The organism is Paenibacillus chungangensis, assembly GCF_042675905.1.
Taxonomy (GTDB): Bacteria; Bacillota; Bacilli; order Paenibacillales; family Paenibacillaceae; genus Pristimantibacillus; species Pristimantibacillus chungangensis.
On sequence record NZ_JBHTJZ010000008.1, the window covers coordinates 1 to 14479 of the forward strand.

The window sequence follows — 14479 nt, forward strand, 5'->3', positions numbered from 1 at the left end:
GAACCACATATATTTAACATATTTAGCACAATTTAGAACGACTTATTAGAGGCACAATCCATGTCAAGTTTAATGCAACGCTACTGAGGATTCATACACTATTTCAGCTCGCACACCCCCTTTCGGCGCTCCAGTGTAGGATTCATACACTATTTCGGCGCGCATGCCCCCTTTCGGCGCTCCAGTGTAGGATTCATACACTATTTCGGCGCGCACTCCCCTTTTCGACGCTCCAGTGTAGGATTCATACACTATTTCGGCGCGCACACCCCCTTTCGGCGCTCCAATGTAGGATTCATACACTATTTCAGCTCGCATGTGTCTAACCACTAACTTCTGATATACAAATTGAGCTTTATACGATTTGTATACAATAAAAATGCGGCCACGCCTCCCATCCCTGTAACAGTCCTTCAAGAAGGATTGCCGGGAATCGGAAGCTTGACCGCCAAAACAAATTGTCCGCTTAATGAATCTCGTAGTACCAATTGGTGTCCTTCACAAGCCGATAAAGCTGCTCCTTCGACTTCGACTGCTCTCCGTCGCTTCCACTAGCGCCATAAGCGAGCATCAGCTTCGTCAATGCCGCTTCCACGGACATGCCCGCCAGCATAATGGCGCCGGCTCCAATTAGCTGATGCGATGAAGCATACATCGCATCCGACGCATTCTTCACGGGAGCAATATACACATCGATGCCGTAAGCCGCACAGCGCTTGATGAAGGCAGGCAGAGAATAAGCCCCGCCTTCAAGCCCGCATGCCGTGCCGGAATGGTGCAGGTCGTGCAATACCGCCTTCGGCTTGCGCTCCGTCCATGTATATAGGGAATAATCCAGTCCCGGATACGGCTTCACGTACACGATGTCAGAGTCGATAACCGGTACATCGCCGTTCCAGCTTATCGGGGATTGCGCGGGCCGCAGCGTATCCGGCTGGGGATTGCGCGCATCCTCATGCCAGCGGAAGCGTCGCTCTTCCATGTGCCCGTATACCAGATCGTAAGGGCTTCGGAACTGATCCGTGAACGGCTCGCACTGCATCAGGCGTGTGCCAAGGTATACCTGGCTAATACCCGCAGCATTCTCATAGACGACGAACACCCCAGGTAACGTCTCTCCCGCAATGAAGTCAATAGCGCTCGAGAAGTTGCGTAGCCCGTTGCTTCTTGCATCCGCAATGGGATAATTGCTTGCCGTCAGCACGAGAGGTATGGCGATATCCGCGAATAGATAGCCCATCATCGCCGCTGTATACGCCAGCGTATCAGAGCCGTGCGTGACGACAATGCCGTCATATGCGGAGCCCTCCGCCTGACGACGAATACTCGCTGCAAGCGCCGTCCAGTCTCCGGGCGTTATATTCTCGCTTAACAGATTGAGCGGCTGAATCGTCTCCAGCCCCACATCCGTTCGGACAGACGCACTTCCCACGTAGGCTTCCAGCAAGGCATAGGCGCCGTCCCCATGCACGTTGATGGAATCGCCGCTCGCCTTGCTCCCGATCGTACCGCCTGTAAATACAACCAAAATTCGCTTCATTGCCGCTACCACTCTTTCTATGACCATGACTTGCCCTTGCTCTAGTTCTGATTCTGGTTCTTGCTCCAATTCTGACTCAAGCTTTAAGCCTCTTCTGCATTATCTCTCATGGGTTAGAATACCACGAATAGTATGGATAAATACAATTCATAGCCAACGTCGCCGATATTCCTGTTACGAAGGCAGTACTGCCGGAATCGCTCCTTGCTTATTCACGAGTAGCGGCGAACTGCTCTCTTGCAGCCTGCTCGCCGCGCTCCATGAACGGCCACCAGTTCGCAGCGCCGAACGTCCGCACCATAACCGGTATGAATAGCGGCAGCATGACGAGTGCGTACAGGAACAGTCCGCAGAGCACCATCGTGGCGATCTGAAGCAGCGACAGTACGCCGGAAGGCAGCATTGCAGCGAATGTTCCGCCCAGTATAATCGCGGCGGACACAATTACCGAGCCCATGTTCTTCATCGCTTCCAATATGGCCGTCTTCGGCTCCAGATGCCGATATTCCCGGAAGCGGTCCATCAGGAAAATGCTGTAATCGACGCCGAGCGCGACGAGCAAGACGAAGCCGAAGAACGGAACAGCCCAGCTAATGCCGGAGTAACCAAGCAGCTCCACGAAGATCAGCTCGGTTGCGGCCTGCGACGTATAGAACGTAATAAGAAGCGAGATAACCACATAGATCGGTATGATGACGGAACGGAACAAAATTAGCAGAATGACCAGTATGCCGATCAACATCAATACAACGGTCCGTGAATAGTCCGCTTCCGATATGTTGCTCAGATCATGATTCATGCTGGTGACGCCGCCTATCGCCACATCGGATTGGCTGAACGGCGTATTCTGCAGCGCACGCTGGACGGCCGACTTCACCGCGTCGATCTCCTCCATCGCCTCCTGCGAATACGGATTGCTCTCGAATATCACGTCCAGCTGCGCCGTCCTCCGATCCGGAGACAGATAGACATCGAGCGCGGCCTGGAACTCTTCGCTTTCAATCGCATCGGGCGGAATATGCCAGCCCGTTATTTCTTTATTCGGCGACTGAGCCAAGCCCTGCAGATAACCGCCTGCCGAAGCAAGACCATCCGTCACCTGATTCAAGCCGTCTACGCTCTGATTCAATCCTCCAGTCAGCTCGCCGAGCTGACTGCTTAAGGCGTCGAAGCCGCTCTTCAGCTCCTCCTGCCCCGCCGCAAGCTCAGCCAGACCCCCGGAGACCCCGGGCAACTGCGCGATAATACTTCCTTGTCCGGACGCCGCTTGCGCCACGCCTTGCTGCAGCTTCGCAAGACCGTCGGCCAGGCTCTCCAGCCCAGCCGCCAAGGCCGACTGTCCCTCAATCGCTTGAGCAAGGCCGACATTCGCGCCCGTCATGCCTTGCGATACGCCCGCCAACTGCTCATTCATGCCCTGCAGCTGCGTTCCAAGCGCCTCTGCTCCTCGCTGCATGCCTTGCAGAGCGCCCAGCGCTTCCTGATAGGCTGCGTCCTGCTTCAGCTCTGGATAGCTCTCCTGCAAGCTGCCAATTCCTGCGGCTACGCTGCCGAGACCTTGCGCCAGCTTCGCGTGCTCCGCAGCGATCGCCTCATAGCCCGTGGTCAACTGCGTTAATCCACCGCCCATCTCCTGATACCCAGCAAGCAGCTCCTTGCTTCCTGCCGCCAGTTGGTCAACGCTCTCCTTGGCGCTACGAAGACCCGCCTCAAGCTCACTCGCGCCTGCCGAGCCGTCAAGCAAGCCGCTTCTGATCGCCTTCAGTCCAGCCTCAAGCTCGCGGATGCCGGATTGAAGGCGCCTCGTTCCGGCGGCCAGATCTCCCGCTCCCTTAGCTGCTTCAGCCAACTTCGGAGCATTGTCGTTCAAGGCGCTGCTCGCCTCCGCCAGTCCTTCGCTAATGGAGCCAAGACCATCGCCGCTCTGGCCAAGTCCGTCCTCCAGCGCGACCACCTGATCAGACACCAGGAACTCTTCCATCTCTTCCCCGGTCGGTCTCGTCGCGCTGCGCACAGCCTGCACGCCTTCTACCTTCATTAATTCGCGTGCCGCACCCTCCAGCGTCGCCAGTCCCTCCGGCGTGTCGAACGGCTCTTCGCTCTTCAAGATGACGTTGGTCGGCAGCGTCTCGCCCGGTCCGAATCTGTCCGCGACAATATTGAAGCCTTTCACGGAATCATAACTTTCGCCGATTTCTTCCAGCGTATTGTACGAGATCGCCCCTTTGTACGCCACTAATGATGGTACAATCAGTACAGCCAATATGACGATAGCGAACAGGGGACGCTTCAGCGAGAACTGGCCGACCATTTCCCAGAGCTTGCTCTGCTTATGCTCGACAGAGCCTTTCGCTGGCCAGAACAACGCGTTGCCGAGCACCGACAGGAAGAACGGCACGAGTGTGAACAACGCCAGCATCATAATGGCGATGCCCACGGCTACCGCAACAGCCGATTGGTACAGAATGAACGTCGACAAGCCGATAGAAGCGAATCCGACGAATACAGCCAAGCCGGAATACAAGACCGTTTTGCCTGCGGTACGATAAGTATGAATGATAGCCTCCTGCTTGTCGCCAAGCCTGCTCAATTCCTCCTTGTAACGACTAATTAACAGAATGCAATAATCCGTCCCGATACCGAACATGACCGCCACCATGAATATTTGAGTGAAGTTCGATAACGGGAAGTCCGCATACTCTACGAGGAAGGCAACGACGGACTGCGATACCAGATAAGAGAATCCGATCGTTAGCAGAGGCACTAGTGGCGCTGCAGCCGAACGGAAGACGACGAACAGAATAATAAGAATAAATCCGATCGTAATATACTCCGTCTTCTTCAGCCCTTCTTCCGAGCTGATGATGACATCTTCCGTAATGATCCAGTTGCCGGTGTAGTAGTGCTCCACATCTACATCCGACAGTGCCGTATAGAGCTCCTCCTTCACCTCTGCCAGCTCACGCCCGCCGGCTTCGACCTGCAGCAGCGATATGACGGTACTTCCGTCCTCCGACACCATCTGCTCCGCCAGTTCCGGCGTATCGAAGTGCGTCATGACAGAGAGAATGCCCAGTTCGTCAGCTGCGCTCTGCAGCTTGGCTATACCTTGCCGCACTTCCTCCATTGCATCGCTCCCGATGCCGCCATCGCGATGGAAGGCCAGCACCGTCGTCATGCCAGCCATCTCCTCGCCGCCGATCTCCTTCGCCATCTCGTCGGCGATGGCCGACGAATAGCCTTCCGGAACGGTAATCTGTCCCTTCTCTCTTACGAGCCCCGCCATATCCGGCGCGGTGAACAGGAGCCCAGCGACGATCATCACCCAGAACAGAAGAACGAACCATTTCATTTTTAGTATTGCATTCATCGTGATCAATCCACTCCCGACTTATATCTTAGTTAATTTCTCTGCCAGCTTCTCGTAGGTCTCAATAAATTGAATAGCCTCTTCCTGGGTGAAAAATTGAATGAGTTGCCCTAGAAGCCCCTCTACTTTCTCTTCCAGCAATCGGCACATCTCTTCCCCTTGCTCCGTCAAAGCCAAATGAATGATTCTGCGATCCTTCTCTTCCGGTATTCGCTGAATATATCCCTTGTCTGATAATCGTGTAATGATGGCCGTAATAGAACTCTTGCCTACACAGAATATATCCGCCAGCTCTGTCGACGTGCATCTGCCTCGCTTATTCAGATAGCCCAAAGTAGCGTACTGATCAACCGTAATGCTTTCCGGCATGAGTTCCCGAATGAGCGCATTCAGTCGACGGGTAACGATGAAGTCAGCCTCCTCGTAGCGATGTATAAGATCTTTCAGTATGATCGGCTGCATGCCACCTTTCCCTTCCTTTTGGTTTCACTATCGAACTATTTCACTATAAAACTTTATCAGAGATGATTCCGCTTTTCAACTGCCGCAATCAATTATTAGGAAAAAGAAGGAATCCCGCGAAAATTGTCGAATAGTAGGAAAAATGGTTATGGCATCAGGAGGACACTTGTGTATCGACTATTAGAGCTATCACGCCATAGACAAGTAACTATAGCCGCTTATCTGGCATGTCTGGCATTGGCATTGCTGACACAGTGGGTCAGAATCCCCTTCCTGTTCGGGGCGAGCCTTACGTTAACAAGTGTATTTCTATACTTAAGCGTACGGCTATTCGGCTTGCGCGGAGGTTTGCCCATCGCCTTCGCCGTTCATGCGGTCGGAGTCTTCTTGTTGAAAGAGCCTCTGTTTTTATTAGTCGGGCTTCTTGAGATCGTTGTCATCGGGCTGCTGCTGCGCAAGTTACACGACCGTCTGTTTTACTGCGCACTCCTATTCTGGCTCCCTCTGGGCATGCTCATATTGTACCTGTTCCTGTTGATGCAGGAAGGCGCATCAATGAATGACGCCTTGCTGATCTGTTGTATCGTGACCGTCAACAGCATTGCCAACGCTCTGTTCGCTGAGATTATCGATCAATGCTGGCCGATCCGCCATCAGATTCGTCCCTCAAGCGGAGAGACGGAGCAATCTGTCTTGTCTCTTCGCAAGTATTTGCTTTACTTTACCATCGGTATCGTAATGATTCTATTCTTGCTTAACATATTCGTTAACAGTGTCAGTTCATTCAAGGAAATTCATATTTACACGAAAGAATTGGCAGTGCAAGCTGCCCACGCGGTGGAACAGGAACGGCTTAGAGATGAAGCCCAGCAGTTGGAGCGTCTCCAGCAACTTCTCGGCCGTTACGATACGGATATGTACGTTGTCATCATTCTTGATTCTAATCGCCGAATTATCGCTTCTAGCGATTCCGAGGCTGCCGACCATATCCGCTACTTAGCCGACGCGAGCTCATACATGAAGCTGAGCGACCATTATTATCTCACCCGTCATAAGCAACGGTTCTCGATATGGGAAAGCTATATCTGGCATAACGAATCATTCATATATGTGAAGCCAATCGAAGGGATCGGCGAACTAATAGTGGCTATTCCTCTGGGTAACTATCGGGAGCATTTGTTCAACAAGTATCTGTATCACTTCGCCTATCTGTTCGGATTCACGCTTGCGGCCGCTCTTGTCGCACTGCTTATTAACCGGCTTATCGTGCGTGATCTGAACCGGCTTGCCCAATCGACGACTAACCTTCCACACAGGCTGAAGCAGCAGCATATCGTCGAACTGCCCGTAAGCCGGATCAAGGAAATAGATGATTTGATCACCAACATCCGACTGATGTCTGGCAGCTTGCTGCAGCTGTTCCAGGAATCGCAGTCCAATGCCGAGCGTCTGGCGGCGCAAGCCCAGCTATTGAGACAATCCGAGGAACGCCTTCACCAGCTCGCTTATTACGACAGCCTGACGGGCTTGCCTAACCGCCTTCACTTCTCGCAGCAGTTCTCCGAGCTGATCGCGCTCAGCCGTCCTGATAACAGTCAAGGTCTAGCTGTGCTGCTGATTGACATTAACCGCTTCAAGCAAATTAACGACACACTGGGGCACTCCGCAGGCGACCGTCTTCTGCAGCAAGTGGGAGCGAGAATGGATCTTCTGTCATGCAAGACGAGCTCTCTCTTCCGTCTGGGTGGAGACGAATTTGTCTTCCTATGCAGCTATACGCAGCACGACCAGTTGACCCGTCTCGCCCAATCGATCTGCCACATGCTGGAGGAGCCGTTCCTTATGGACGACTTGCCGCTGTTCCTTACGGTGAGCATCGGTATAAGCATCTATCCGCATGACGGGCCAGACACGGAGTCCGTCCTGTCGAATGCGGACATCGCTATGTACAACGCGAAGAAGGAGGGCGACAGCAGCTACCGCTTCTTCGATTCCGGCGACGCGACTTTCATATCGGAGAAGCTACAGCTTGAGAACGGGCTGTATAAAGCTCTGCAGGAGCACCACTTCTCGCTTCACTATCAGCCGAAAGTGTATGCCGCTACAGGTGAGCTGTGTGGCATAGAGGCGCTGATCCGCTGGCAGCATCCCGAGCTCGGCATGATTCCACCCGACAAGTTCATTCCGCTAGCGGAAGAATCGGGCTTCATTCTGGAGATTGACCGCTATGTATTCCGTGAAGCTTGCCGGCAAAACAAGGCGTGGCAGGACGCTGGATACAAGCCGATTCCCGTCTCCATCAACATATCGGCCAGACACTTCTACCAGGGCGATCTGAAGGCCATGATTATTGAAGTGCTGAACGATACCGGACTTTCGCCGCAATATGTCAGTCTGGAAATAACGGAGGGTGTCTTCATGCGTCAGTCAGACCATGTAATCGAGACGATCGTCTATCTCCGCGGCTTGGGCATTCAGATATCGATCGATGACTTCGGCACCGGCTTCTCATCGCTGAACCAGCTGCAATGGCTGCCGATCTCTGATGTGAAGCTGGACCGTTCCTTCATCCGCGGCATCGCGAGCGATGATAAGAAATCGTCAATTGTGAAAGCGATTATCGAGCTGGTCCATAGCATGAACATGAAGGTCGTCGCCGAAGGCGTAGAGACAGTCGAGGAATCCCAATATTGCAAACTGCTGAAGTGCGACGAACTGCAAGGTTACCTGTTCAGCAAGCCGCTTGCCGCGGCTGACCTTGAGAAGAAGTTTCTTCCAATAAAGCTTTGACAAGCCTGCACTCTCCATCTAAGATTATGAGAAAACCTAGTGAGATATAATAGAGGAGGCGCTTACATGGATCAGGCAATCACACAAAATCAGGAAGGCTGCTTCGGCGAATTCGGTGGCAGCTTCATCCCGCCCGAACTACAGGAAGTCATGAATTACTTGACGGAGCAATTCAATACATTCAAAGACGACCCCAGCTTCAACGAGGAGTACCGGTATTATCTGCGGGAATATGTAGGCCGAGAAAATCCTCTAACATATGTGGATCGTCTGACGAAAGAATGGGGCGGCGCGAAGATCTACCTGAAGCGCGAAGACCTGAACCATACCGGCGCCCATAAGATCAATAACGTCATCGGACAAATCCTGCTGGCCAAGCGCATGGGGGTCAAGCGAATTATTGCAGAGACCGGCGCGGGCCAGCATGGTGTAGCGACGGCGACGGCGTGTGCCATGTTCGATATGGAATGCGTTATCTATATGGGAGCCGAGGATACGCGCCGTCAGGCGCTGAACGTATTCCGCATGGAGCTGCTCGGCGCGAAGGTTGTGCCCGTGGCAAAGGGCCAAGGCCGCCTGAAGGATGCGGTTGACGAAGCACTTGGCGACCTGGTCGCCAACTACAAGAACACCTTCTATCTGTTGGGCTCCGCTGTGGGCCCCCACCCGTTCCCGACGATGGTTAAGCACTTCCAGTCCATTGTCAGCGAAGAATCGAAGCGGCAGATCGTAGAGAAAGAAGGTCGGCTGCCTGACGTTGTGCTCGCTTGCGTAGGCGGCGGCAGCAACGCCATCGGAGCGTTCGCTCATTACCTGGACGAGCCGTCGGTCCGCTTGATCGGTGTGGAGCCGGATCAAGCGCCTACGCTGACGGAAGGCGTACCCGGTGTCATCCACGGCTTCAAATGTCTCGTGCTGTTGGATGAGGATGGCAATCCGAAGCCTACTTACTCTATAGCAGCCGGGTTGGATTACCCAGGCATTGGCCCCGAGCACAGCCACCTGAAGACCAGCGGAAGGGCAGAATACGTGACCGTAAGCAACGAGGAAGTGCTGGAAGCGTTCCAGGAGCTATCCCGGCTGGAGGGCATTATACCGGCGCTGGAGAGCTCACATGCCGTTGCTCATGCGAAGAAGCTGGCGCCGACCCTTCCGAAGGACGCCATTATCATCATTAATCTGTCCGGCCGCGGGGACAAGGACGTCGAGCAAGTATTCCATATGCTGAAGAAGTAAGAAGCACGCCACTATCGATAAGGGCCTATACCCTCGGATTCGTCTCGCGTCTCCGAAGGCATAGGCCCTTGCTCCGTTGTTATGCCGGCTGAACGGCGCCTTGTTGCAGCTGATACATCGCATAGTATTTGCCCTGCTTCTCCATCAGGGTATCGTGATTGCCCCTCTCCACGATAACGCCGCGGTCGAGCACAAGAATCTGGTCCGCCGCCCGAATCGTCGACAGGCGATGGGCGATGACGAACGTCGTGCGCCCTCGCTTCAGCACATCCAGCGCGCGCTGGATAATCGCTTCCGTCTCCGTGTCGATGCTTGCCGTCGCCTCGTCCAGAATAAGAATCGCGGGATCGTAGGCAAGCGCTCTGGCGAAGGAGATCAGTTGCCTCTGCCCGGCCGACAGCGTACTTCCCTTCTCAATGACAGGCGCATCAATACCGCCTGGCAGCTTGCTGAACATGTCGTACGCACCGACATCTCGCAGCGCCTGTTCTACCTTCTTCCGGCTGATGTTCGGATTGTCCAGACTGACGTTCGACGCGATCGTACCTGTGAACAGGAACGGGTCCTGCAGGACGATTCCCATATGTTCACGGAGCATCTGCTTCGGCATCCCGCTGGCATCCATCCCGTCGATCGTAATCCGCCCTTCTTTAATGTCATAGAAGCGGAAGAGCAGATTAAGAATGGAGCTCTTGCCCGACCCCGTATGGCCTACCAGAGCAACAGTCTCTCCTTGGCTGGCATGGAAGCTGATATTGCGAAGCACATAATCGTCCTTCTTATAGGCGAAGGATACGTCGTGGAATTGGACATCACCCTTGTAGCGCGCTATGGAGCCCGTCTCCACATCCGTTCCCTCCTCGTCCATCAGCTTGAACACCCGTTCTGCTGATACTCGGGCTACTTCCAGATTGGACAGCTGGTTCACAATGCCGACGATCGGAGCGAACATCCGGTTCATATAATCGATATAAGCGTATAATGCACCTACTGTAACCAGCGTACCCAGCGTGCCGCCCCAGAACATCCACACCACAATCAGGAACAACACATTCCTGACGACATTGACCAGATTATGCGAAGTTAACGAGTTCAAGCTGAGCAGCTTATTCTGATATTTGAAATAATGATCGTTCAGTTCATCGAATTCCTCCGTCGTCTGCTTCTCGCGGCGGAACGCCTGAATGATCGTCATGCCGCCGATGGATTCATTAATCATGCCGTTAATCTCGCTAAGCTTCGTACGAATAATGCGGTTATACTTCGCCGCGAATTTCCGGTATACGATAATCCACAGCACAAGTATCGGAATGAGCGGCAGCGTAATGAGGGCCAGCTTGGCATCCAGCAAGAAGAGCGCGCCGAATATCGCAACCATATAGATTGTACCGGTGAAGAAATTCGCAAGCACACCTACATAGAGCTCGCGAATAGCTTCCGTGTCGTTCGTAATTCGCGAGACCACCTGCCCTGCCGATAGATTGTCATAATATTGAACCGGCAGCCTCTGTGTCTGCGCATACACATCGTTGCGCATGCGGCGTACGATACGGTTCGCCGATGTCTGCAGCATAAGACGCTGACCGTATGCGAACAAGGCAACGAGTACGAGCAGACCGAAGTAGATGGCCGCCAACTTCAGCAGAGCCGGCACCTCCGGCGCATAGAACTCGAATAGCTCTTTCGCGCTCAGCTTCGAGACGGAGTATGTCTCCCGCTTGTCGGCATCGCTGTCGGTCACAGTCAATCGTTCGCCGCTAACTTCCCGAACCCCGCCCTCGAAGCGAAGAGGTTCATTCAGGAAGTAATAGCTCCTGCCTACTTGCAGCACGCGAACCTCCCTACCCTTCACCTCGCCTGGTGCGAAGCGATCCTCGCGCTTATACCACTCGCCCTTGTAGCTTGCCGCCTTTAGCTGCTCCCCCTGCACCTGGTGCCATTTTTTCTCAATGCCCAATATGTTGTCATCGATCATTCGCTTGGCAATGAGCGGTCCCGTCAACTCTGCGCATACAGCGAGTACAAGCAGCAGCAATGCGGCCAATATCGTTCCTTTATACAGCATCGCATATTGAAACAGTCGCTTCCCTGTCGTTCCCATTCTCTATCTCAGCCTCCTTTCCCCTTACTCTTGTTCAATGTCTGCTTCCAGCTGCTGGCGGTCATATTGCTCCCGATACCAGCCGCCGCGTCGAAGCAGCTCTTCATGCTTGCCCTGCTCTATTATGCGCCCCTCATCCAGCACGATAATCCAGTCCGCATGCTGCACGGCGGACAGCCGATGGGTCGTAATCAGCGTAGTCTTCCCTGCTCGCTCCGTCCGGATGCCGTCGATAATCTCCGCCTCCGTCTTCGCGTCGACCGCCGACAAGGCATCGTCCAGCATCAGAATGTCGGGATCGGCGATCAGCGCTCTGGCAATGCTGACACGCTGCTTCTGTCCGCCTGACAGGGCAACCCCCTTCTCTCCGACCATCGTCTCCAGACCGTCTGGCAGCAGCTCGATATCCTTGGCGAAAGCCGCTCTCTTCAGCGCCCGCTGCAAGTCCTCTTCATTCCTCGCACCGTCCGCGCTGCCGAAGTAGATATTGTCGCGCACTGTCCGCGAGAACAGAATCGGCTGCTGCGGCACATATCCGATCCAGCCCAGCAGCTCATCGAACTTCAGCTGCTGCAGTGGTACGCCCGAGACAGCGATGTCCCCCTTGCCGACCGGATACTCCCTTAGCAACTGCCTCAGCAGAGTCGTCTTGCCGCTGCCTGTGCGGCCGACAACCCCGAGCGTCTCTCCCTTGCGCAGCGTGAAGGAGACGTCCCGCAGATTGTCCGTCTCGGACGAAGGGTAGCGGAAGGTGACATGCCGGAAGTCCAGTTCCGTCGGTTCTCCGACAGTGACGGAACAATCCGATTCCTTCACATCCGGCTTGTAGCCGAGCGTCTCCTCCACCCGATCCAGCGACGCATTGCCCCGCTGCATAATGTTAATCAGTTCGCCGATCGCGAACATCGGCCAGATCAGCATGCCGAGGAAGACGTTGAAGGAAACAAGCTCGCCTAGCGTAATTTCGCTATGAAATACGAGATAGCCCCCATAGCAGAGACCGATCAGATAACTTGAGCCGACCAGAATTTTGAGCGTCGGCTCAAATAACGCATCGATGCGGGCCACTGCAATATTCTTCTCTAGCACTTCGTCGGTCTTGGCGCCGAAGCTCTTCGCACTCGCCTCTTCCCGAACGAATGCGCGAATGACGCGAACGCCGGACACCGACTCCAGCACGCCGTCATTCAGCTCGCCGAACGCATTCTGCGCATCCATGAACCGCTCATGAATCTTCTTCCCGTAATAGCTCATCGCGATTGCCATAATCGGCAGCGGCAGCAGCGCGGCAAGCGTCAGCTTCAAGCTAATGCCGACCGCCATGACGATCAGAATTGTAATCATGAATAACGTTGAATCGACGAGCGTAAGGATGCCGAAGCCCGCCGTCGTCGCGACGGCATTCAGATCGTTCGTGGAACGGGCCATCAGATCGCCCGTCCGGTTGCGCTCATAGAAGGTCGGCTTCATGCGGAGGAAGTGTCCGATCAGATTGGAGCGCAGAAGCCTCTCCAGGACGAACGCCCCGCCGAACAGCTTGTAATGCCACACATAAGTAATCAGATATCCTACAATCGTCAACGCGATCCAGAATACCATCGTCCGGTGGAAATCATCGGTGCCCAGCGTATTCTGACTAATGCCGTCAATAAGATACCCAAGCAGCCACGGCGGAATAATATCGATAATGCCTGTTACTACAAGAAGCGTAATCGCTAGCGCATATCGCTTCCAGTTCATGCCGAAGAACCATTTTAATTTCACAAGTACGCTGAACATCGTACTACCACACCTTCCGGTTTCTATCTATTTACAAAAAAAGCATGCCGCCGTAAGCGACACGCTTGTTCTGTTCGATACAGAAGGTGACCGGCGGAATGGCCGAAACGCCCCCTTGCGTTCAGAAAAAAGCGCGGGATTACGGCAACGTAATCCCGCGCTTTCCTTATCGGCATGATCCATGCCGAACTAATGGACAACAACGCGCGGAGAGACTACGTGCATAAATGTTATGTTATTATTGGCGCTAGCCGAATCATAGTCCATATCGTTAAGAAATTTCATGCTACGTAATCCTCCTCTCGATAAAATCTATTTGCCACTTTATCACCGCATGAATTTCCTGTCAACCACAAAAACAATTTAAACAATCTATCCCTTTATGTCCGCTTGTCTCCATTCCTCGGGCAAAAGCAGCTCGTATTCCCGGCTCAAGTACCGGTCGTCGACCAGCGTCAGCGAGCCTCTGTCCGTCTCCGAACGAATGAGCCTGCCCCCCCGCCTGCAGCACCTTGTTCATACCGGGGATGACATAAGCATACTGATAGCCGTTATATCCCTTCCGCTCATAATAGTCCATCAGCAGATCACGCTCCAGCCCCAGCTGTGGCAAACCTACCCCGATAATAATGACGCCGACAAGCCGTTCCCCGGGCAGATCTACTCCTTCCGCGAACACGCCCCCCATGACGGCGAACCCGATCAAGCTTCGCTCCTCATCCGGCTGGAACGTCGACAGATAGAATTGCCGCTCTTCCTCAGACATATCCGACCGCTGCAATTGGGCGTCTATTCGCATTATGGCTGTCCGCTTAAGGAGCATACTTCCTGAGCATCTCCTGCACGGCAAGCTCCAGCTCATGGAAGGCGTGCTCACGCGGAAGTGCAAAAAGCAAATCGCCCCGAGGAGCAAGAATCCCTTGTTCCTGGGGCGATCGCCTTACGCGAGCCTATGGGTTAACGGTTCAAATCTCCAATCGTATTGACTAGGGCGGGCAGCATGCGCTCCTCGCTTATCATTTGCCCGTCACACATGACGCATACCGGCGAATGATGGAATGAGAAGCTGTCTCTCATCCAGCCGTTACAGCAGTCCGACTCGCAGGCCCATACCTTGGTCTTCACCATTGGCACTTCTTCTGTAGGTTTTTTACGATTGTACATGGCCAGCCTCCTTCTTGAGAAGTTCAGCGGCAACAAC

The 14479-nt window shown here is 53.9% G+C and carries 8 protein-coding genes and 1 pseudogene; 2 read left to right on the forward strand and 7 right to left on the reverse strand.

Going from position 1 to position 14479, the window contains the following annotated elements; all coding sequences use genetic code 11:
* Positions 1-466: 466 nt before the first annotated feature.
* The 3 genes from ACFQ2I_RS07225 to ACFQ2I_RS07235 form a co-directional block, all read right to left on the reverse strand.
* The gene (locus tag ACFQ2I_RS07225; protein ID WP_377563166.1) at positions 467-1540 is read right to left on the reverse strand and encodes an asparaginase; all 1074 of its coding nucleotides are present in this window, start codon (positions 1538-1540) and stop codon (positions 467-469) included.
* A 208-nt stretch (positions 1541-1748) separates the two neighbouring features.
* Positions 1749-4910 carry an MMPL family transporter gene (locus ACFQ2I_RS07230; RefSeq protein ID WP_377563168.1) on the reverse strand — a complete coding sequence of 1054 codons (3162 nt, stop codon included), beginning with the start codon at positions 4908-4910 and terminating at the stop codon, positions 1749-1751.
* Between the two features lie 21 nt (positions 4911-4931).
* Positions 4932-5372 carry a MarR family winged helix-turn-helix transcriptional regulator gene (locus tag ACFQ2I_RS07235; protein ID WP_377563170.1) on the reverse strand — a complete coding sequence of 147 codons (441 nt, stop codon included), beginning with the start codon at positions 5370-5372 and terminating at the stop codon, positions 4932-4934.
* A gap of 168 nt (positions 5373-5540) precedes the next feature.
* On the opposite strand from ACFQ2I_RS07235, the gene ACFQ2I_RS07240 reads away from it, so the two are divergent.
* Both ACFQ2I_RS07240 and trpB read left to right on the forward strand, forming a co-directional pair.
* A complete protein-coding gene (locus ACFQ2I_RS07240) occupies positions 5541-8162 on the forward strand; it encodes a putative bifunctional diguanylate cyclase/phosphodiesterase (protein ID WP_377563172.1) in 2622 nt (873 codons plus the stop codon).
* A gap of 66 nt (positions 8163-8228) precedes the next feature.
* Positions 8229-9398 (forward strand): tryptophan synthase subunit beta, encoded by a 1170-nt coding sequence (gene trpB / locus ACFQ2I_RS07245; RefSeq protein ID WP_377563174.1) that lies wholly within the window; start codon positions 8229-8231, stop codon positions 9396-9398.
* Positions 9399-9477: 79 nt separating this feature from the next.
* Here the strand turns inward: trpB and ACFQ2I_RS07250 are convergent, their stop codons facing one another.
* The 4 genes and pseudogenes from ACFQ2I_RS07250 to ACFQ2I_RS07265 form a co-directional block, all read right to left on the reverse strand.
* The gene (locus ACFQ2I_RS07250; protein WP_377563176.1) at positions 9478-11499 is read right to left on the reverse strand and encodes an ABC transporter ATP-binding protein; all 2022 of its coding nucleotides are present in this window, start codon (positions 11497-11499) and stop codon (positions 9478-9480) included.
* A 24-nt stretch (positions 11500-11523) separates the two neighbouring features.
* Positions 11524-13278, reverse strand: a complete 1755-nt coding sequence (locus ACFQ2I_RS07255) for an ABC transporter ATP-binding protein (protein WP_377563178.1) — start codon at positions 13276-13278, stop codon at positions 11524-11526.
* A gap of 372 nt (positions 13279-13650) precedes the next feature.
* Positions 13651-14068 (reverse strand): annotated as a pseudogene (locus ACFQ2I_RS07260) (helicase C-terminal domain-containing protein); the annotation flags it as partial.
* 167 nt (positions 14069-14235) lie between these two features.
* Entirely contained in the window at positions 14236-14442 is a 207-nt protein-coding gene (locus ACFQ2I_RS07265) for a cold-shock protein (RefSeq protein ID WP_377563180.1), read from the reverse strand.
* Between the last annotated feature and the right edge of the window lie 37 nt (positions 14443-14479).